General features: G+C 60.7%; 19 protein-coding genes. 9 read left to right on the top strand and 10 right to left on the bottom strand.

Annotated elements, in window-relative coordinates; all coding sequences use genetic code 11:
• Window positions 1-5 precede the first annotated feature (5 nt).
• The 3 genes from ACZ0AZ_RS00470 to ACZ0AZ_RS00460 form a co-directional block, all read right to left on the bottom strand.
• Complete coding sequence (locus tag ACZ0AZ_RS00470; RefSeq protein WP_007940002.1) at window positions 6-425, bottom strand: organic hydroperoxide resistance protein; 420 nt, start codon at window positions 423-425, stop codon at window positions 6-8.
• A 340-nt stretch (window positions 426-765) separates the two neighbouring features.
• Complete coding sequence (locus ACZ0AZ_RS00465) at window positions 766-1,221, bottom strand: MarR family winged helix-turn-helix transcriptional regulator (RefSeq protein ID WP_129997308.1); 456 nt, start codon at window positions 1,219-1,221, stop codon at window positions 766-768.
• Between the two features lie 75 nt (window positions 1,222-1,296).
• Window positions 1,297-2,253: a LysR family transcriptional regulator gene (locus ACZ0AZ_RS00460; RefSeq protein ID WP_463538544.1), complete on the bottom strand. Its 957-nt coding sequence runs from the start codon at window positions 2,251-2,253 to the stop codon at window positions 1,297-1,299.
• A gap of 112 nt (window positions 2,254-2,365) precedes the next feature.
• Between ACZ0AZ_RS00460 and ACZ0AZ_RS00455 the strand changes: the two genes are divergently transcribed.
• The gene (locus ACZ0AZ_RS00455) at window positions 2,366-3,112 is read left to right on the top strand and encodes a sulfite exporter TauE/SafE family protein (protein WP_372339856.1); all 747 of its coding nucleotides are present in this window, start codon (window positions 2,366-2,368) and stop codon (window positions 3,110-3,112) included.
• Here the strand turns inward: ACZ0AZ_RS00455 and ACZ0AZ_RS00450 are convergent.
• Window positions 3,102-3,956: a LysR substrate-binding domain-containing protein gene (locus ACZ0AZ_RS00450; protein WP_172667885.1), complete on the bottom strand. Its 855-nt coding sequence runs from the start codon at window positions 3,954-3,956 to the stop codon at window positions 3,102-3,104. The genes ACZ0AZ_RS00455 and ACZ0AZ_RS00450 overlap by 11 nt on opposite strands.
• A 97-nt stretch (window positions 3,957-4,053) precedes the next feature.
• Between ACZ0AZ_RS00450 and ACZ0AZ_RS00445 the strand changes: the two genes are divergently transcribed.
• Complete coding sequence (locus ACZ0AZ_RS00445) at window positions 4,054-4,275, top strand: DUF1127 domain-containing protein (protein ID WP_024013770.1); 222 nt, start codon at window positions 4,054-4,056, stop codon at window positions 4,273-4,275.
• A gap of 64 nt (window positions 4,276-4,339) precedes the next feature.
• Window positions 4,340-5,566, top strand: a complete 1,227-nt coding sequence (locus ACZ0AZ_RS00440) for a winged helix-turn-helix domain-containing protein (protein WP_463538543.1) — start codon at window positions 4,340-4,342, stop codon at window positions 5,564-5,566.
• A gap of 89 nt (window positions 5,567-5,655) precedes the next feature.
• Here ACZ0AZ_RS00440 and ACZ0AZ_RS00435 read toward each other — a convergent pair whose 3' ends face one another.
• Complete coding sequence (locus ACZ0AZ_RS00435; RefSeq protein ID WP_038861070.1) at window positions 5,656-7,002, bottom strand: class II 3-deoxy-7-phosphoheptulonate synthase; 1,347 nt, start codon at window positions 7,000-7,002, stop codon at window positions 5,656-5,658.
• 151 nt (window positions 7,003-7,153) lie between these two features.
• Between ACZ0AZ_RS00435 and ACZ0AZ_RS00430 the strand changes: the two genes are divergently transcribed.
• Window positions 7,154-7,909 (top strand): spermidine synthase, encoded by a 756-nt coding sequence (locus ACZ0AZ_RS00430; RefSeq protein ID WP_039759897.1) that lies wholly within the window; start codon window positions 7,154-7,156, stop codon window positions 7,907-7,909.
• Between the two features lie 130 nt (window positions 7,910-8,039).
• Here ACZ0AZ_RS00430 and ACZ0AZ_RS00425 read toward each other — a convergent pair whose 3' ends face one another.
• Window positions 8,040-8,831, bottom strand: a complete 792-nt coding sequence (locus ACZ0AZ_RS00425) for a crotonase/enoyl-CoA hydratase family protein (protein WP_463538542.1) — start codon at window positions 8,829-8,831, stop codon at window positions 8,040-8,042.
• A 420-nt stretch (window positions 8,832-9,251) separates the two neighbouring features.
• On the opposite strand from ACZ0AZ_RS00425, the gene ACZ0AZ_RS00420 reads away from it, so the two are divergent.
• Window positions 9,252-10,925: a DEAD/DEAH box helicase gene (locus ACZ0AZ_RS00420; protein ID WP_039759894.1), complete on the top strand. Its 1,674-nt coding sequence runs from the start codon at window positions 9,252-9,254 to the stop codon at window positions 10,923-10,925.
• A 106-nt stretch (window positions 10,926-11,031) separates the two neighbouring features.
• Here ACZ0AZ_RS00420 and ACZ0AZ_RS00415 read toward each other — a convergent pair whose 3' ends face one another.
• Window positions 11,032-11,799: a DODA-type extradiol aromatic ring-opening family dioxygenase gene (locus tag ACZ0AZ_RS00415; protein ID WP_129997306.1), complete on the bottom strand. Its 768-nt coding sequence runs from the start codon at window positions 11,797-11,799 to the stop codon at window positions 11,032-11,034.
• A 104-nt stretch (window positions 11,800-11,903) separates the two neighbouring features.
• On the opposite strand from ACZ0AZ_RS00415, the gene ACZ0AZ_RS00410 reads away from it, so the two are divergent.
• Window positions 11,904-12,560 (top strand): thiopurine S-methyltransferase, encoded by a 657-nt coding sequence (locus ACZ0AZ_RS00410; RefSeq protein ID WP_463538541.1) that lies wholly within the window; start codon window positions 11,904-11,906, stop codon window positions 12,558-12,560.
• A gap of 170 nt (window positions 12,561-12,730) precedes the next feature.
• On the opposite strand, the gene htpX is transcribed toward ACZ0AZ_RS00410, so the two are convergent.
• Both htpX and ACZ0AZ_RS00400 read right to left on the bottom strand, forming a co-directional pair.
• Complete coding sequence (gene htpX, locus ACZ0AZ_RS00405) at window positions 12,731-13,618, bottom strand: protease HtpX (RefSeq protein WP_007908619.1); 888 nt, start codon at window positions 13,616-13,618, stop codon at window positions 12,731-12,733.
• A 303-nt stretch (window positions 13,619-13,921) separates the two neighbouring features.
• Window positions 13,922-15,133 (bottom strand): pyridoxal phosphate-dependent aminotransferase, encoded by a 1,212-nt coding sequence (locus ACZ0AZ_RS00400; RefSeq protein WP_016770856.1) that lies wholly within the window; start codon window positions 15,131-15,133, stop codon window positions 13,922-13,924.
• A gap of 224 nt (window positions 15,134-15,357) precedes the next feature.
• Here ACZ0AZ_RS00400 and msrB point away from each other — a divergent pair, with 224 nt between their 5' ends.
• From msrB to ACZ0AZ_RS00385, 3 genes are all read left to right on the top strand, one after another.
• Window positions 15,358-15,753, top strand: a complete 396-nt coding sequence (msrB, locus tag ACZ0AZ_RS00395; RefSeq protein WP_039759886.1) for a peptide-methionine (R)-S-oxide reductase MsrB — start codon at window positions 15,358-15,360, stop codon at window positions 15,751-15,753.
• Between the two features lie 105 nt (window positions 15,754-15,858).
• Window positions 15,859-16,344 carry a glutathione peroxidase gene (locus tag ACZ0AZ_RS00390; RefSeq protein ID WP_039759884.1) on the top strand — a complete coding sequence of 162 codons (486 nt, stop codon included), beginning with the start codon at window positions 15,859-15,861 and terminating at the stop codon, window positions 16,342-16,344.
• Window positions 16,341-16,799: a MarR family winged helix-turn-helix transcriptional regulator gene (locus ACZ0AZ_RS00385; protein ID WP_039759882.1), complete on the top strand. Its 459-nt coding sequence runs from the start codon at window positions 16,341-16,343 to the stop codon at window positions 16,797-16,799. Before ACZ0AZ_RS00390 ends, ACZ0AZ_RS00385 begins: the two co-directional genes overlap by 4 nt.
• Here the strand turns inward: ACZ0AZ_RS00385 and ACZ0AZ_RS00380 are convergent.
• The gene (locus ACZ0AZ_RS00380; protein WP_310405776.1) at window positions 16,783-19,104 is read right to left on the bottom strand and encodes a hybrid sensor histidine kinase/response regulator; all 2,322 of its coding nucleotides are present in this window, start codon (window positions 19,102-19,104) and stop codon (window positions 16,783-16,785) included. The two genes, ACZ0AZ_RS00385 and ACZ0AZ_RS00380, sit on opposite strands and share 17 nt — an antisense overlap.
• Window positions 19,105-19,250 lie beyond the last annotated feature (146 nt).

Raw genomic sequence — 19,250 nt, 5'->3', positions numbered from 1 at the left:
AGTGATTACACGGTTACGTGCAGGCGCACATCGACGTTGCCACGGGTGGCGTTGGAGTACGGGCAGACCTGGTGAGCGGCGTCGACCAGCGACTGCGCGTCGGCTTGTTCCAGACCCGGCAGGCTGATGTGCAAATCGATGTCCAGACCGAAACCGCCAGGGATCTGGCCGATGCCGACATGGGCGGTAATCGACGCGTCGTCAGGAATCTTGCGCTTGGTCTGGCTGGCTACGAATTTCAGTGCGCCGATGAAGCAGGCCGAGTAACCGGCAGCGAACAGTTGCTCAGGGTTGGTCGCCGCGCCGCCAGCACCGCCGAGTTCTTTCGGGGTGGCCAGTTTGACGTCGAGTACGTTGTCGCTAGAGATTGCACGACCGTCACGGCCGCCAGTGGAAGTTGCGATTGCGGTGTAGAGAGTTTGCATGGTGTGAGCCTCATTGGTTGTGGTTTTGTGCGCTAATTGTTTGCGCGCTAAGTAGGTGTGAAGAGAATGTATAGCGCTAATGTTTAGCGCGCAAGATAAATTTTTAATAAAAAGCACGTTTTGCTCAATGGCTAAGCCTGGAAGGGGGACGCAAGGCTTGATTTAGACGGCTTGGCGAGGAAATACAGGCGTGAAAAATATTTTTTGTTGGCGCCGAAATCAGTGTGGGAGCGGGCTTGCCCGCGAAGACGGAGTGTCAGTCAAAATGATGTCGGCTGACAGGTCGCCATCGCGGGCAAGCCCGCTCCCACAGGGATAGTGTTGTGCTCGGAAATGAGGATCAGGTCAGGCTGTCTTGCAGATGTCCGCGCAGCGCTTGCAGCTCGGCCTGCAACTTCTGCAAACGTTCGAGGGTGAAACCACTGGCGCCAAGAATGCACTGTGGCACGGTCTGCGCCTTGTCGCGCAAGGCGCGGCCCGCTGCGGTCAGCTCGACAATCACCACCCGCTCATCTTCGCGACTGCGGGTGCGGCTGAGCAGGCCTTCGGCTTCCAGGCGTTTGAGCAATGGCGTCAGCGATCCCGGATCGGTCAGCAGGCGTGCGCTGATTTCTCCGACAGTCAAACCGTCCTTCTCCCACAAAACCATCATCGCCAGATACTGCGGATAGGTCAGGCCCAGCGCCTGCAACAGCGGCTTGTAGACCTTGGTCATCATCAGCGAGGTTGAGTGCAGGGCGAAGCACGCCTGATTGTCGAGCAGCAGGTCGTCGCAGTTGTCGCGTTCGGAAGTCATGTCAAAGCCTTGATCGTTGATCGTTTTTTAATCTAGCGCTCGAATCTTTAATGCGCCAGATAAATATGCCCGGCGTCAGTGCCGGGCGAATTGTCGTTGGAGCGCCAGATCCCACGGCGGCACCGGGCTGAAGCGGGTTTTCAGGTATTCCAGCAATAGACGACTGCGCGAATGGACCTGCTGTTCCATGCGCAGCGCGTAGATGCCGGTGGACTCCGGCGGCGGCAGGCCATTTTCACAAAACAGCGGCACCAGTTCGCCACGCAGCAAGTATTCGCTGGCCAACCAGGTCGGCAGGTGTGCGACGCCCAGACCCGCCGCCGCGCCACACGCCAGGGCTTCGGCATTGTTGGCGCTCAGGCGCACCCGCGATGGCCGGTGCAGTTGCATTTGCCCGTCGACTTCGAATTTCCAGGCGAAGGGCGGAGCAAGGCCTTCCCAGTCGAGCCCGTCGTGTTCGCTCAATTGCACTGGGGACTCGGGCACGCCGCGCTGCTTGAGGTAGTCAGGGCTGGCGCAGGCGACGCGGACCATACTCGCCAGCGGGGTGGCAACCAGGCGCGAATCGGCCAACTGCCCGGTACGCAGCACCAGATCGACCTTGCCCAGGCTGCTGCCGGCCATGTCGCTGAAGCTGTCGATCAGGTGCATCTGCACATCCAGTCCAGGGTACAGCAAGAAAAAGTCGGCAATCACCGGCGCCAGATGCCGCCGCCCGAAGGCTGCTGGCGCATCGATGCGGATCAGCCCTTCCGGTGCGCTGCTCAACGACACCGCCTCGGCGCGTGCCAGTTGCAACTCGGCGATGATCCGTCGCGCTCGTTCGGCAAAGGCCAGTCCGGCCGAAGTCGGTAGCACGGCATGGGTGCTACGCACGAACAGCTGGCTGCCGACGGCACTTTCCAGGCTGTCGATGCGCCGCGCCACGGCAGAAGGTGTCAGCGGATGACGGCGCGAAGCGGCAGAAAAGCTGCCACTCTCCAGCACATCGAGAAAGAGACCGAGCTGATCGGTCAATTGATTGGGGTTCATGGGAAACCACGCTTGTGCAGAATCGGCATAGCCATTGTGCGTTGCTGTGCGTTTCCCTGCTAGGCGTGAATGCGTAGCATTGGCCACCTGTCGTTAGAGGATTACCGTTGTGATGGATTTTCTGTTGTACCTGCTGTTCGGCGCTGCCCTTGGCACATTGGGCGGGATCTTTGGCATTGGCGGTGGCTTGATTGCGATTCCGTTGCTTGGCGTGTGGTTTGGGCTTGATCAGCAGATCGCCCAAGGCACGGCGTTGGTGATGGTGGTACCGAACGTGATGCTCGCGCTGTGGCGTTATCACCAGCGCAATCGCATCGAGTCGCGCCATGCGCTGCCGCTGGCAGTGATGGGTTTCTGCTTTGCCTGGCTTGGTTCGATCTGGGCGGTGGGCATCGACGCGCAAACCATGCGCATCGGTTTTGTCGCCTTTCTGGTGGCGCTGTCCGCCTACAATCTATTGAAAATGTTTGGCCCGCGCCCAGCGCCGACTGCCGAGATGCGCTATTCGTGGCCGTGGCTGGGCGTGCTCGGCGCCGCGTCGGGAACCATGGGCGGTTTGTTCGGCGTCGGCGGCGCAGTGGTCGCCACGCCAGTGCTGACCAGCCTGTTCGGCACCACGCAAGTGGTCGCTCAGGGCTTGTCATTGGCGCTGGCCTTGCCGAGCACCGGGGTGACGCTGGTGACTTACGCGGTGCACCACGAAGTCGATTGGATGATCGGCCTGCCTCTGGCGGTCGGAGGTCTGCTCAGCATCAGTTGGGGCGTGAAAGTGGCCCACGCCATGCCGGAAAAAATTCTGCGTGGGCTGTTCTGCGGGTTCCTGGTGCTGTGTGCGGTGATGCTCGCGTTTAAAGTTTGAAGCCCTCGACAATGTGCTCGGCCAGGCACTCGGTGATCGGCGACGGGTTGTTTAGGTTGCGGATCAGCATGATGCTCGCCTCGGGCAACAGCGGCAGGTCTTCGGCGGCGCCAAGAATGCGCATGTCCGGGGTGATCAGGCTCTCCAGTTGCGCGGTGATCGCCAGCCCCGCGCTGACCACGGCCATCAGCGCCGACAGGCTGCTGCTGTTGTAGGCGATGCGGTAATCGCGGCCCATCGCGTCCAACGCATTGCACGCCCACAGGCGGCAGAAACAATCACTGTTGAACATCGCCAAGGGCAGCGGCGTCTGTTCGTGGGCGCTGAAATTCTGCGCCTCGGCCCAGACGAAGCGCTCCTTGCGCAGCAACTGGCCGATCTCGTTGCCCGGTTCGCGGGTGACGATCGACAAATCCAGATCGGTGCGTTGCAGCAATTGCTTGCTCGACTCGCAATGCACCTCGATCTGGATCAGCGGATAGAACTGCGCGAACCGCGACAGGATCCCCGGCAGAAAACGCATCACATAATCATCCGGCGTACCGATGCGCACGGTGCCGACCATGTGCGGCTCGCGCAGGGTGTTGAACACTTCACTGTGCAGTTTGAGGATGCGCCGCGCATAACCGAGCAGCACTTGGCCTTCGGCCGTCAGGCGCACCTGACGGCCATCGCGCTCGAACAGCTGGCGCTGCAACACGTCTTCTTCCAGACGTTTCATCTGCATGCTCACCGCCGACTGGGTGCGGTTGACCATCTCGCCAGCACGGGTGAAACCGCCCTGATCGGCAATCGCGACGAAGGTGCGTAGGACATCGGTATCGATACTGGGGTAGGCGGACAATTGATGAATCTCCGTGATGCATGTCATCAGAAACATTCGTTGGATTGATCTTAGCGCCAGCGCGAGACTTGAGCCATCCACAAAAGGAGGCAAGACGATGAAAGGTCAAAGAGAGTATGCAAGCGAAGAACAGCTGTCCGGCCATGGCCATATCGTGTCCGATCTGCTGCACAAATTCAGCCGTTGGTATGAGCTGCACCGTGAGCGGGAAATGCTCGCCGGTCTCAGCGATGAGGCGTTGAAGGACATTGGTATAAGCCGCGCCGATGTCGAACATGAAACCGTGCGGCCGTTCTGGGACGACCCGATGCATAAATGATGAGGCTATCGCTACACAAACCCCTTTCAGGTGAGGTAGGTTGCGAGCAGACATGGAGGAATCAATGCCCGCGACAGTGTCCTTTTCCCTCAAACAGGCGCGACGTCTGGCGCTGGCTGCCCAAGGGTTCAACGGGCGCCAGCCGCCGACCGTCAATGCCAGTCATCTCAACCGGCTGATCGAACGGCTGGGTCTGCTGCAAATCGATTCCGTCAATGCCGTGGTGCGCTCGCACTACCTGCCGCTGTTTTCCCGTCTCGGTTCCTATCCTTCCGACTTGCTCGACCAGGCTGCCTGGAGTTCTGGGCGTCGGCGCACGCTGTTTGAATATTGGGGCCACGAAGCGTCGCTGTTACCGTTGTCGATGTACCCATTGCTGGGCTGGCGCATGCAGCGGGCCAGACGAGGCGAGGATATCTACCAGCAACTGGCAAAGTTTGGTCGCGAACAGCAGGAAACCATCCGCCGTGTGCTGACTGCGGTAGAGGAACGGGGCGCACTGGGCGCCGGCAGTCTGTCGACCCGCGAAGACAAGGCCGGGCCGTGGTGGGACTGGAGCGCTGAGAAACATGCACTGGAATGGTTGTTCGCCGCCGGTGAGGTCACGGTGGCAGGGCGACGCGGTTTCGAGCGCTTGTACGATTTGCCCGAGCGAGTGATTCCGGCAGCGATTCTGCAACAGCCCCAACCGGATGAGGCCGAGGCGCAACGCGGTTTGCTGTTGCATGCGGCGCAAGCTTTAGGCGTTGGTACGGAAAAAGACCTGCGCGATTATTTCCGCCTGAGCCCTGCGGATGCGCGGCCGCGTCTGGCTGAGTTGGTTGAGGCGGGGCAATTGCAGATGTGCGAAGTCGCCGACTGGCGGCAGATCGCCTATTGCCTGCCGGAGCCCAAAGTGCCGCGCAAGGTCATTGCCAGCGCGCTGCTGTCGCCGTTCGATTCGCTGATCTGGGAGCGCAGCCGCACCGAGCGCCTGTTCGATTTTCGCTATCGTCTGGAAATCTACACACCGCAGCCCAAGCGGGTTTACGGCTATTACGTGCTGCCGTTTTTGCACAACGAACGGATCGCCGCGCGGGTTGATCTGCGTGCCGAACGGGCAGCAGGGCAGTTGGCGGTGCATGCGGTTCACGAGGAAGAGCCGGGGCTGGATGAAGAGGGGATGTCGGCGCTGGCGCTGAATTTGCGGCGAATGGCGGGTTGGCTGGGGCTTGAGCGGGTGCAGTTGAATTGTCAGCGCGAGAGTGCGGGGCGGTTGCGGGTGGCATTGGCGCGGATTGAGGTTGCCTGAGCCGGCCCTTTCGCGAGCAGGCTCGCTCCCACAGGGAAACGCATTGCAAATGTGGGAGCGAGCCTGCTCGCGAACGGGGGCGACGCTGTCTAACGGCGGACTTGCTTCAGAGTCTCGGCAATCAAAAACGCCAATTCCAGCGACTGATCGGCATTCATCCGCGGATCGCAGTGGGTGTGATAACGGTCGGACAAGCCATCCTCGGTAATCGGTCGGGCGCCGCCGATGCACTCGGTGACGTTCTGCCCGGTCATCTCGATGTGAATGCCGCCGGCATAACTGCCTTCCGCTTCGTGCACCTGGAAGAACTGCTTCACCTCGCCAAGGATCTGCGCAAAGTCACGGGTCTTGTAGCCGCTGCTGGCCTTGATGGTGTTGCCGTGCATCGGGTCGGAGCTCCACAGCACCTGCTTGCCTTCGCGCTGGACCGCGCGGATCAGTGCCGGCAGATGATCGCCGACCTTGTTCGCGCCCATCCGCGCGATCAGGTTCAAGCGGCCCGGATCGTTGTCCGGGTTGAGCACGTCGATCAGGCGAATCAGATCATCGGGATTCATGCTCGGGCCGACCTTGACGCCGATCGGGTTGTTCACCCCGCGCAGAAATTCGACGTGCGCGCCGTCGAGCTGGCGGGTGCGGTCGCCGATCCACAGCATGTGCGCCGAGCAATCGTAGTAATCGTTGGTCAGGCTGTCGCGGCGTACGAAGGCTTCTTCGTAGTTCAGCAGCAAGGCTTCGTGGGCGGTGAAGAAACTGGTTTCGCGCAGTTGCGGCGAGCTGTCCATGCCGCAGGCGCGCATGAACGCGAGGGTTTCATCGATGCGGTCGGCGAGGTGGCTGTACTTCTCCGCCAGCGCCGAGTTGGCGATGAAATCCAGGTTCCACTTGTGCACTTGATGCAGGTCGGCAAAACCGCCCTGGGCGAAAGCGCGCAACAGGTTCAAGGTTGCTGTGGACTGATGATAGGACTGCAGCAAACGCTCCGGATCCGGCACGCGGCTCTTTTCGTCGAAGCCGATGCCGTTGACGATGTCGCCACGGTAGGCCGGCAGGGTTACGCCGCCGATGGTTTCGTCGTTGGCCGAACGCGGCTTGGCGAACTGGCCGGCCATGCGCCCGACCTTGACCACCGGGCAGCCAGCCGCGAAGGTCATGACGATTGCCATTTGCAGCAACACTTTAAAGGTGTCGCGGATCTTCGCGGCGGAGAATTCGGCGAAGCTTTCCGCGCAATCGCCGCCCTGCAACAGGAACGCGCGGCCCTGGGTGACTTCGGCAAACTGGCGGCGCAGTTCGCGCGCTTCGCCGGCGAACACCAGCGGCGGATAGCTGGCCAGGGTCTGCTCGACCTGCCGCAGGTGCGCGGCGTCGGGGTATTGCGGTTGTTGCTGGATCGGCAGGGCGCGCCAGCTGTCAGGGCTCCACGGTTGGCTCATCACGGTCTCGAAGTTCGTACGCAGGGGAGCGCCATGTTAGCAGCAATTAGTGCGTGACCTGCTCCCGCCCCATCGCCGACAATCGCCGCTTTGCCACGGCGCCACAGCGGTGCCATCGCGTCACCGCGCCCGGTGACCATCAGGAGACGAAATGACTGAGGAGCGCGTCGAGCATCTGCTCGCCGAAGTACAGGATGAGTTCGGCGTGATTCGCGTGCTGGAAGTGGCCGATTACCGCTTTCTCGAGTTCGGCGATGCGATCGAGCAGAGCTGCGTGTTCACCGCCGATCCGAGCTGGCTGGAGTACGACTATACCCGCGCCATGCTGATCGGCGCGCTGTGCCACGAGCAGCCGGAGAGCGCACTGTTTCTCGGTTTGGGGGCGGGGACGCTGACCCAGGCTTGCCTGAAGTTTCTGCCGCTGGAAGACGTCGAAGCCATCGAACTGCGCCCGGACGTGCCGCGTCTGGCCATCGAATATCTCGGCCTGGACGATGATCCGCGTTTGTACATCCGCGTCGGCGATGCGCTGGAATTGCTGCCGACTGCCGAGCCGGCGGATCTGATTTTCGTCGACCTCTATACCGATGTCGGCCCCGGTGTCGGGCATCTGGCGTGGAGTTTTCTCGGCGACTGTCAGAAGCGCTTGAATCCGGGCGGCTGGCTGGTGATCAACCAGTGGGCCACCGACGACGGCAAACCGCTGGGCGCGGCGTTGTTGCGTGGCCTCTATCACCGGCACTACTGGGAGTTGCCGGTGAAGGAGGGCAACGTGATTCTGATTGTCCCGGCCGATCTCGATCAGGCACTGGACATGCAGGCGCTGACCCAACGGGCCGAAGCGCTGGCGCCGCAGTTGGGGTATTCGTTGCAGTCGTTGATCAACAGTATTCGCCCGGCGACCTGAGCCGGCAGTACCGCCCCTTCGCTGGCAAGCCAGCTCCCACAAGTTTCGCGCCGTACGTAAAACGTGTGGACGACTCGGTCATTGTGGGAGCGGGCTTGCCCGCGAAGGCGTCCTGATAGTCACATATCTTTCAGATCCCTTTGAAAACCCCAGGGCGCCGTTCCACCAACGACCGCACCCCCTCCCGGGCATCCTCAGTGGCGAGCAACTTCTTCACCAGCGCCGGTAACGCCTGCGCCGCCGCTGTCTCACCCTCATAACGCGCCTGTCTCGCTGACATCAACGTCGCCTGCACGCCCAGCGGCGCCTGCCGGGCAATCCGTTCGGCCAGTTCGATCGCTCGGGGCAGCAAGTCTTCGCTGGCCATCACTTCCTGGACCAAGCCCAGATGCAACGCATCGTGGGCATCGAACTCATCGCCAGTGAGCAACCAGCGCATCGCATTGCCCCAGCCGGCGATCTGCTGGAAACGTAAAGTCGCACCACCGAAAGGAAAGATCCCACGCTGCACTTCCATCTGCGCGAAGCGTGTATTGCTCGCGCACAGGTTGACGTCCGCCGCCAGCATCAGCTCGATGCCGATGGTCAGGCAGTAACCCTGCGCGGCGACGATGACCGGTTTGCTCACCCGTGGGCCGACGAAAACACCCCAGGGATCGCACCCGCCGCTTGGAACCTGCCAGCCTTCGGCCAGTGCTGCACTGGCGTTGACCAGATCGAGCCCGGCGGTGAAGTGTTCGCCGTGGCCAAACACCACCGCCACTCGCGCTTCCCGGTCAGCTTCGAATTCGCCGTAGGCCAGGCTCAGATCATTGAGCAGGTCGATATCGAAAGCGTTGCGCTTGGCCGCCCGATCAAGGCCGATCAAGTGCACGTGGCCACGACGTTCTCGGCTGACGCGGCCGGCGCAGGGCTGATTCATGGCTAAATCCTCAAGCGGGAAGGGCGAAGGCGCGGCGCTTTGCCGCAGGTCGGTGAATCGTTTTAGCGGCATCGCCCACAGGGCCGGGCCTTTGCAAAATAGACCGTTGCACGATTATCCGCAAAAGCCCGTTACACGGCGGTGACACACGGATTGTGGCGATAAAAAAAGCTCCCTTTTTGGGCAAAATCCGGTATAGTGCGCGCCGGCCTTTAACCGGGCCGCGTTTAGGTAGCGCAATTTCCCGAAGTCAGCTTCGGCTGCACGTCCGCACTGCGGGCTCTTCCTTGACGATTCATCTTCATTCATTCGTTTTCGCAAATCCCCGCCGACAAAGCTGCCAGGGCGACTCTTGAGTCTCAACACGGCATGCGCAGCTTTGGAGCATGGGTCTTTGCGGATGCACTTAGAGGCAGACCCATGACCCAGGAAACCGGCGGATTCGCCGCTTTTAATCTCAACCCGAATATTCTTGCAGCCGTCGCAGCGACCGGCTACGAAGAGCCTTCGGCGATTCAGCAGCAATCGATCCCGATCATCATGGCCGGCCAGGACATGATTGGCCAGGCGCAAACCGGTACCGGTAAAACCGCCGCGTTCGCACTGCCTATTCTGCACCGCATCGATCCTGCCAAGCGCGAACCGCAAGCCCTGATCCTGGCGCCAACCCGAGAGTTGGCGCTGCAAGTAGCAACCGCTTTTGAAACCTACGCCAAGCAAATGCCAGGCGTCACCGTCGTGGCCGTTTACGGCGGCGCGCCGATGGGCCCGCAACTCAAGGCAATCCGTAATGGCGCACAGATCGTTGTCGCCACTCCGGGTCGTCTGTGCGACCACCTGCGTCGCGATGAGAAAGTCCTGTCGACCGTGAACCATCTGGTTCTCGACGAAGCTGACGAAATGTTGAAGCTGGGCTTCATGGATGACCTGGAAGTCATCTTCAAGGCTCTGCCAGCGACCCGTCAGACCGTTTTGTTCTCGGCGACCCTGCCGCAGTCGATCCGCGCCATTGCCGAACGCCATCTGCGCGATCCGCAACACGTGAAGATCCAGACCAAAACCCAGACCGTTACCGCGATCGAACAGGCTCACCTGTTGGTTCACGCTGACCAGAAAACCTCGGCCGTACTCAGCCTGCTGGAAGTCGAAGACTTCGACGCCCTGATCATGTTCGTGCGCACCAAGCAGGCCACTCTGGACCTGGCCAGTGCCCTCGACGCCAAAGGCTACAAAGCCGCCGCGTTGAACGGTGACATCGCCCAGAACCAGCGTGAGCGCGTGATCGACTCGCTCAAAGATGGCCGTCTGGACATCGTTGTCGCCACCGACGTTGCTGCCCGTGGTCTCGACGTTCCGCGTATCACTCACGTATTCAACGTTGACATGCCGTACGACCCAGAGTCCTACGTGCACCGTATCGGCCGTACCGGCCGTGCCGGTCGCGAGGGTCGTGCGCTGCTGCTGGTGACTCCGCGTGAGCGCCGCATGCTGCAAGTGATCGAGCGTGTAACCGGGCAGAAGGTTGCCGAAGTACGTCTGCCGGACGCTCAGGCTGTTCTCGATGCGCGCATCAAGAAACTGACCAACAGCCTGTCGCCGCTGGTGGGTGATGCCGAATCGACCCACGGCGAGCTGCTTGATCGCCTGACCGCTGACATCGGTTGCACCCCACGTGCACTGGCCGCTGCGCTGCTGCGCAAGGCTACCAACGGTCAAGCACTGAACCTGGCGGCGATCGAGAAGGAACGTCCACTGGTGCCGAACAACGCACCGCGTGGCGACCGTCCTGAGCGTTCCGGTGATCGTCCTGATCGTGGTGACCGCGAGCGTCGCGCGCCAATGCCGTTGGGCGAAGGCCGTGCTCGTTGCCGTACCGCGCTGGGTGCGCGTGACGGTATCGCTGCGAAAAACCTGCTGGGCGCCATCCTCAACGAAGGCGGTCTGGCCCGTGAAGCAATCGGTCGCATCCAGGTGCGTGACAGCTTCAGCCTCGTCGAGCTGCCGGAAGAAGGTCTGGAAAAGCTCCTGACCAAACTGAAGGACACTCGCGTGGCCGGTAAGCAGCTCAAGCTGCGTCGCTACCGCGAAGATTGATCCGCCCTTGGGCTGATTGATCGCACATAAAAAATCCCCGACTGGTTCGGGGATTTTTTTTGCCTTTTTTTTGGCTCCTGTGGGAGCGAGCCTGCTCGCGAATGCTTCAACCGAAGCGATAAATATCCATGCCCAGCGCGCCCATCGTGAATCCCTGATGCGCCACGCTAAACCTCCCACCGGCACCCCGCGCAAAATACAACGGCAACAGATGCTCATCACTCGGATGGCTGCGCACGGCATTCGGCGCCTGCTGGCGATAATCATGCAGTGCCGTTTCATCGTCGGCCGCCAGCTTGTCGATCATCCAGTCACGAAAATCCCGCGCCCACGGTTCAATGCTTTCCGGCCCGGCATGCCAGTCCAGCTCCCGCAGGTTATGGGTGATGCTGCCGGAGCCGATCAACAAGATGTCTTTTTCGCGCAGGCGCGCCAGCGCACGGCCAACCCGCGTCTGCAACGCCGGCCCGCCACGACTCGGCAGCGACACTTGCACCACCGGAATGTCGGCCTGCGGATACATCAACGACAGCGGCACCCAAACACCATGATCGAACGGTCGCTGCGGATCGAGCCGCGCTGGCAGGTCATTGGCGTTCAGCAGCTCAGCCACCTCTGCGGCCAGTTGCGAATTACCCGGGGCCGGGTACTGCACTTCAAACAGCGCTCGGGGGAAACCGCCGAAGTCGTGCCAGGTGTCCGGGTGCGGATGGCTGCTGACCAGCAGTTCCTGGGCTTCCCAGTGCGCCGAGATGATGACGATGGCTTTGGGGCGCGGCAGTTCGGTGGCCAGTCGCGCCAGTGCCGGGCCGCTGGCACCGGGTTCCAGCGCCAGCATCGGCGAGCCGTGGGAGATAAACAGGCTGGGCAACATGGACGGGCTCCTGAACGATTAAGATGAGCCATCTTCAGCCAGATCATCGATCTGAATCTAATATAAGTTTCTGCGGTTTTTCATCGGTTTTTCGGGAGTGATCCATGCAGCCAGAATTTTGGTACAAGAAATGGGATTCGAACCAGATCGGCTTTCACCAGTTTGAGGCAAACCCGTATTTGCAGCGCTATTGGCCGGAGCTGGCGATTGCACCGTCAGCGCGCGTGCTGGTGCCGCTGTGCGGGAAAAGTCTGGATCTGCTCTGGCTCGCCGGGCAGGGACATCAGGTGCTTGGAGTGGAGCTGTCGGAAAGGGCCGTCGAGGATTTTTTCGTTGAGTACAAGATTGAACCGCAGATCAGCGAGCAGGGCGCATTCAAGGTGTATCGCAGTGATGCCATCGAACTGTGGTGCGGGGATTTCTTCGCGCTGACCGCAGAGGATGTTGCCGGTTGCACGGCGTTGTATGACCGTGCCGCGCTGATTGCCTTGACGGAAGCGATGCGCGAGCGCTACACGGCGCATCTGCAGCAGTTGCTGGCGCCGAGGGTGAAAGGGCTGGTGATTACCCTGGATTACGATCAGACGCAGATTCCGGGGCCGCCGTTTGCGGTGAATGATGATGAGGTGCAGCGCTTGCTGGGCCAGGGTTGGCAGGTGGAGAACCTGCAAGAGCGGGATATTCTGGCTGAGAGCCCGAAGTTTCTGCAGGGCGGGGTTGAGTGGTTGGTGGAGCGGGTCTATCGGGTTTCTTCCAGATAGTTTTCTGTTAGCAGCTCCGGCGTCTTCGCGAGCAGGCTCGCTCCCACAGGGGAACGCATTCCAAAGGTGGGAGCGAGCCTGCTAGCGAATGGGACTTTGCTGACAACGCATGATCTGAAGATGCAAAAAAGCCCGCATCACTGCGGGCCTTCTTTTTCACTTCGATCAAATCAACCGCGACGACGCAATGCGTCAATACGCTCTTCCAGCGGCGGGTGGCTCATGAACATGCGGGCGAAGCCCTGTTTGATGCCACCGTTGATGCCAAAGGCATTCAGGGTGTCGGGCATGTGCACCGGCAGGCCCTGTTCGGCACGCAGACGTTGCAGTGCGCCGATCATCGCGCTGGTACCGGCCAGGCGGGCGCCGGCTTCGTCGGCGCGGAATTCGCGCTTGCGCGAGAACCACATGACGATTGCGCTGGCGAGGATGCCCAGCACCAGTTCGGCGAAGATGGTCGCCACGTAATAGGCAATGCCCTGGCCTTCTTCGTTCTTGAAGATCACCTTGTCGACGAAGTTGCCGATGATCCGCGCGAAGAACATCACAAAGGTGTTCACCACGCCCTGGATCAGCGCCAGAGTCACCATGTCACCGTTGGCTACGTGACCGATTTCGTGGGCCAGTACGGCTTTCACCTCATCGGGCGAGAAACGCTCGAGCAGGCCTTGGCTGACCGCGACCAGCGCGTCGTTCTTGTTCCAGCCGGTAGCGAAGGCATTCGCTTCGTAGGCCGGGAAAATCCCGACCTCAGGCATCTTGATCCCGGCTTCGCGCGACAGTTGCTCGACCGTTTGCAGCAGCCATTGCTCATGACGGGTGCGTGGCTGGCTGATGATTTGCGTGCCGGTGCTCATCTTGGCCATCCACTTGGAGATGAACAGCGAGAACAACGAGCCGGCGAAACCAAAGACCGCACAGAAAACCAGCAGCTGACTGAGGTCGAGGTCGACCCCGTTGGCCGCCATGAACCCGTTGAAGCCGAACAGGCTCAGGGTGATGCTGGCTATCAGCACGACCGCCAGGTTAGTGGCCAAAAACAGCAGGATGCGCATCATGGTTGTAGAACTCTCCTCAAGCTAAAGATGTAGCGTACTGCGGGGTATATAAGGTGCGGCACCGGGCTATTCAACCGAGTGACTATTTCAAACTGTGTCCTACAGCAGTTTCCTGAGGGGAAAGAAAATTCCCACCCTCGATTCCGATACAGCTGACACACCCTTTCGCCCCGCGCGCATTAGGTCGGACAGGCCTTTACGGCTCGCATCGCAAGTGTAGAAGGGCTGCAAAGGTGCGGGACAAAGATGTGTTGCTGAATCAGACAGTGCGCAACGGGCAATCCGTTGCGCACTAATGGCCTATTACTGGCGGTAGGACTTGAGGAAGTTACCGATACGGCCGATGGCCATTTCCAGGTCATCGACGCGGGGGAGGGTGACCACACGGAAGTGATCCGGCCACGGCCAGTTGAATGCCGTGCCCTGCACGACCAGCAGCTTCTCGGAAAGCAGCAGGTCGAGGACGAACTTTTCGTCGTTGTGGATCGGGCAGACCTTCGGGTCGATCTTCGGGAAGGCGTACAGCGCGCCCATTGGCTTGACGCAGCTGACCCCGGGAATGTCGTTGAGCAATTCCCAGGTGCGGTTGCGCTGTTCCAGCAGGCGACCTTGCGGCAGCACCAGGTCGTTGATGCTCTGATAACCGCCCAGCGCGGTCTGGATCGCGTGCTGGCTCGGCACGTTGGCGCACAGACGCATGTTGGCCAGCATGTCGATGCCTTCGATGTAGCTCTGCGCGTTGTGTTTCGGCCCGGAGATGGCGATCCAGCCGGAGCGGAAACCGGCCACGCGGTAGGATTTGGACAAGCCGTTGAAGGTCAGGCAGAGCAGGTCCGGTGCCAGCGACGCGGTGCAGATGTGCACGGCATCGTCATACAGAATCTTGTCGTAGATCTCATCGGAGAACACCACCAGGTTGTGCGCACGGGCGATTTCCAGCATGCCCAGCAGCACTTCCTTCGAGTACACCGCACCGGTCGGGTTGTTCGGGTTGATGATCACCATGGCCTTGGTGTTCGGGGTGATCTTGGCCTTGATGTCAGCCAGATCCGGGAACCAGTCGGCGCCTTCGTCGCACAGGTAGTGCACGGCGTTACCGCCGGCGAGGCTGACGGCAGCGGTCCACAGCGGATAGTCCGGGGCTGGCACCAGCACTTCGTCGCCGTTGTTGAGCAGTGCCTGCAGCGACATCACGATCAGCTCGGACACACCGTTGCCCAGGTAGATGTCTTCGATGCCGACACCTTCGACCTGCTTCTGCTGGTAGTACTGCATCACCGCCTTGCGCGCGCTGAACAGGCCTTTGGAATCGCTGTAGCCTTGCGCGGTGGGGAGGTTGCGGATCACGTCCTGAAGGATTTCGTCCGGCGCTTCGAAACCAAACGGCGCCGGGTTGCCGATGTTCAGCTTGAGGATGCGCTGGCCTTCCTCTTCCAGTCGTTTGGCGTGCTTGAGCACCGGGCCGCGAATGTCGTAGCAGACGTTGGCGAGCTTGTTCGATTTGCTGAACTGCATGGCGATGTGATCCCGAAAATGAACGATCCAGGCGGCAAATGGACAACCGTACTGGGATTGCTGCGTCTTCGCACAGGCGGAGGTCCGGCGCTTTTGCGCTCAGAATCCGTTTGAATGCGCCCGGTCTGGCTGCCAGACTGGCGCGTGACGAGGCGCAATCATACGTGCCGCCCGATCCGTGGAAAAGGTACAGATCGGGCTTTTTCAGCCGCTGAGGTGTGATGATGGAAAAGTTGCAGAAAACCCTGGAAGAGTGGAAGGCCATGCTCGACCCCGAGCAGTACAACGTCTGCCGTCTGAGTGCCACCGAGCGCCCGTTCTCGGGCAAATACAACGACACCAAGACCGACGGTGTCTACCACTGCGTCTGCTGCAATGAGCCGCTGTTCGATTCCAAGACCAAATTCGACTCTGGCTGCGGCTGGCCGAGCTTCTATGCGCCGATTGGCGAAAGCGCGATGACCGAAATTCGTGACACCAGCCACGGCATGATCCGCACTGAAGTGAAGTGCGCGCGCTGTGATGCGCACTTGGGTCATGTGTTCCCGGATGGCCCGCCGCCGACCGGCCTGCGTTATTGCATCAACTCGGTGTGCCTGGATCTCAAGCCCCGCGAGTAACGAACAAGGCGACAGGTTGTGTCGCCTTTGTTTCGGTTAATTGAATTGCACACAATTCAATTGCTCGTTATGTTTGCGCCTTCCTGATAATTGCGGAGCCGACCCATGAGCGACAACCTGCTGAACATCCCTTGCATCACCATCAAAGGTGAGCAAAAAACCTTGGCTGACTACGCCGGCAAAGCCGTGTTGGTGGTCAACACGGCGAGCAAGTGTGGCTTCACTCCGCAATACAAGGGCCTCGAAGAGCTCTGGCAGACCTACAAGGACCAAGGGCTGGTGGTGCTGGGCTTTCCTTGCAACCAGTTCGGCAAGCAGGAACCGGGCAACGAGGGCGCCATCAGCGAGTTCTGCGAATTGAATTTCGGCGTCAGCTTCCCGCTGTTCAAAAAGATAGACGTCAACGGCGCCGATGCTCATCCGCTGTTCGTGCAGTTGAAGAAACGCGCTCCCGGCGTGCTCGGTTCGCAAGGCATCAAGTGGAACTTCACCAAGTTCCTGATCGGCAAGGACGGCCAGATGGTCAAGCGTTTCGCGCCGACGACCAAGCCGCAGGACTTGAGCGGCGAGATCGAAGCTCTGCTCAAATGAGCCAGCCGGGTGACTCGCTGAAGCTCGACAGCCAGTTGTGCTTCAAGCTGTACGCGGCCTCACGGGCGGTGATTCGCGCCTACAAGCCGATGCTCGATCAGTTGGGCCTGACTTATCCGCAGTACCTGGCGATGCTGGTGTTGTGGGAATGGCAGGATGCTGCGCCGGAGCAACCGACGGTCAAGGCCTTGGGCGAGCGTCTGGCGCTGGACTCGGGCACGTTGACGCCGTTGCTCAAGCGTCTGGAGCAGATTGATCTGGTCCAGCGCCGACGTTCGGCACGTGATGAACGCGAGGTTCATTTGAGCCTGACGTCTGCCGGACGGGCGTTGCGTGAGCAGGTCGGGCCGCTGAAAGCGCGGCTGCTGTGCGACAGCGGCGTTGATCTCGACCGGCTCAACGACTTGCGCGCCGGCCTTGATCACTTGCTCGGGCAGATCAAAGCGCTGTCGTAGTCGGCATCCATTGATCGAGCAACGCCGCGAGTTCTTCGCGGCGAAACGGTTTGGCCAGATAGTCGCTCATGCCCGCCGCGCGGCAACGTTCGCGCTCTTCGGACATGGCATTGGCAGTCAGCGCGACAATCGGCAGATTCGGCCAGCGCCCGCTCTGGCGAATCTGCCGACTGGCTTCATAGCCGTCCATCACCGGCATGTTGCAGTCCATCAGCACCAGATCGAAATCGGTGAATTCCAGCTGATCCAGCGCCTCGGCACCATGGCCGGCCACCACCACGTCGCAGCCAAGCTTGCCGAGCATGCCTTTGGCGACCAACTGGTTGACGGGGTTGTCCTCGACCAGCAGCACCTTGCCACGACGCGCGGAAGGCGAGGCGTCCGCTTGCGATTCACTGAGGGTGCCGACACCCGGTTGCAGAATCCGCCGCAGATGCTGGTGCAGCGCATTACGCGCCAGCGGCCGGGCTTGCTGTTGCAGCGGGGCGAGGGCGGCGGCTTCTTCGCTGGGCAGAAAACTGCCGTAAGCCGTCACCAGCAAGATCGGCGCAGTGATGCTCGGGCGCAAACCGAACAGGCATTCCGGGCAATCGGTGATCACCACGTCGGGATTGAGGCCCAGCCGCGAATCGTCGATGGTGCGTTGCATGTACTCCAGCCCCCAGACCGGCAACAAGCTTTTCAGCAACTCCGCCAGACCGCTGCTGGCAGCGGTGATCGCCAGAACCTTGCCGCGTAACGGCTCCGGTACCAGCGCGCGGGTGTGAGAGGGCAGTGGCAGCTCGGCACAGAACTGGCTGCCGAAGCCGCTTTCGGAACTGATGGTCAGACGACCCTGCATCGCTTCGCAGAGGTTGTACGTCAGCGCCAGACCCAACCCGGTGCCGCCGTATTGCCGGGTGATACCAGCACCGGCCTGAGTAAACGGCTGGAAGATTTTCACCTGGGCTTCCTGGGCGATGCCGATGCCGGTGTCGCAGACTTCGATGCGCACGCCATCCTTGTGAGCTGACAAACGCACATCGACCCGACCGAAGCGGGTGAATTTCAGCGCATTCGACAACAGGTTGCTGACAATCTGCCGCACTCGCGTCGGGTCGCCCAGCACCAGCGCCGGAAAGTTCGGCTCGATCAGGCAGGTCAATTCGACGCTCGGTGCGGCATTCTGCGAAAGCAGGTTGGCGGTATCCTCGATCAACGAACCGAGATCGAACGGGATGTTTTCCAGCTCCAGTTGCCCGGCGTCGAATTTCGACAGATCGAGAATATCGTTGAGCAGCTCCACCAGCACCTTGCCCGAATCGTGGGCAATCGACAGTTGTTGCTGCTGCTCGGCGTTCAGCGGGCCATCCAGCGACAGCGCGATCATCCCCAGCAACCCGTTGAGTGGCGTGCGGATTTCATGGCTCATGTTGGCCAGAAACGCCGAACGTGCTTCGGCCATGTCCAACGCAGTGCGGCGCGCCGCTTCGAGTTCTTCGTTGGATTGGCTGAGGCGGGTATTGATGGCCTTGAGCTCGGCGGTGCGCGCCGAGACGATGTCTTCCAGTTGCGCGAGGTATTCGGTCAGGCGGTTTTCCGCTGTGCGCCGTTGCTGGATTTCGGTGGCAATGTTCTCGAATTGCTGGTTGGCAACTTTGACCAGTACGCCGATTTCATCGTTGCCGTGGCCGGCGGGGCACTCGAGCGTGGTCGGCTCGGCGCTGCGTGGATCACGGCCGCTGAGTTCACGGATGACCCGCACCAGCGGCTTGGTCAGCATCACGTAGAACAGCGCCAGGAGGATCCCGGTCAGCAGCAGGCTGCGGGCGAAACCGTTGAGCAGGGTGACTTCGGCGCGGCGCAGGAAGCGACTGCCAAAGGCGTAAGTGTCGACTTCCAGTTTGAGCACGCCGAGGGATTCGTTGGGCAAGTGGTCAAGGTACAGGCGGTCTTCGAAATGACGCTTGGCGCCGAACAGGAAGTCGCTGATCAGCCGGTAGTTGCTCTGCAGCTCCGGGCGTTTGACGTTGGCCAGCACGGTATCGTTGTTGTCGATCAGTTGCGCGGCGATGATCGCGGGCGAGCGCAGCAGGCCCAGGGTGAGTTCCTGCGCCAGTTCGGCGTCGATGTTATAGGCGATGCGCGAGGCCGGATTGTGGCTGATTTCCAGCAGCGCGAGGATTTCACGGTTGATGGACGCGTCTTCGCTGGCATAATCGATGCCGATCTGCAGCAGACTGAGCAGGGTGCCCAGAATGAACCCGACCAGCACGGTAAGCCTGGCTTGCTTGTAAGACAGCCGGTGGGTGAATTTGATATCCATGGGGTGTTGAACCACTTCCGTTTCCCTTCGCTGCTCAAGCATAGTCGATCATGTATGGATACCGAGGTTCCCGAATCGCCTTGTAACAAGGCTTGCTCGGGCAATTCTATCTGTGCAGGGTCGCTGGATCGTCATCATCACTGTGA

The organism is Pseudomonas sp. AC239 (assembly GCF_979258545.1).
The sequence above is the reverse complement of the archived record's forward strand: the minus strand, read 5'-3'. Positions and strand labels throughout refer to the sequence as shown.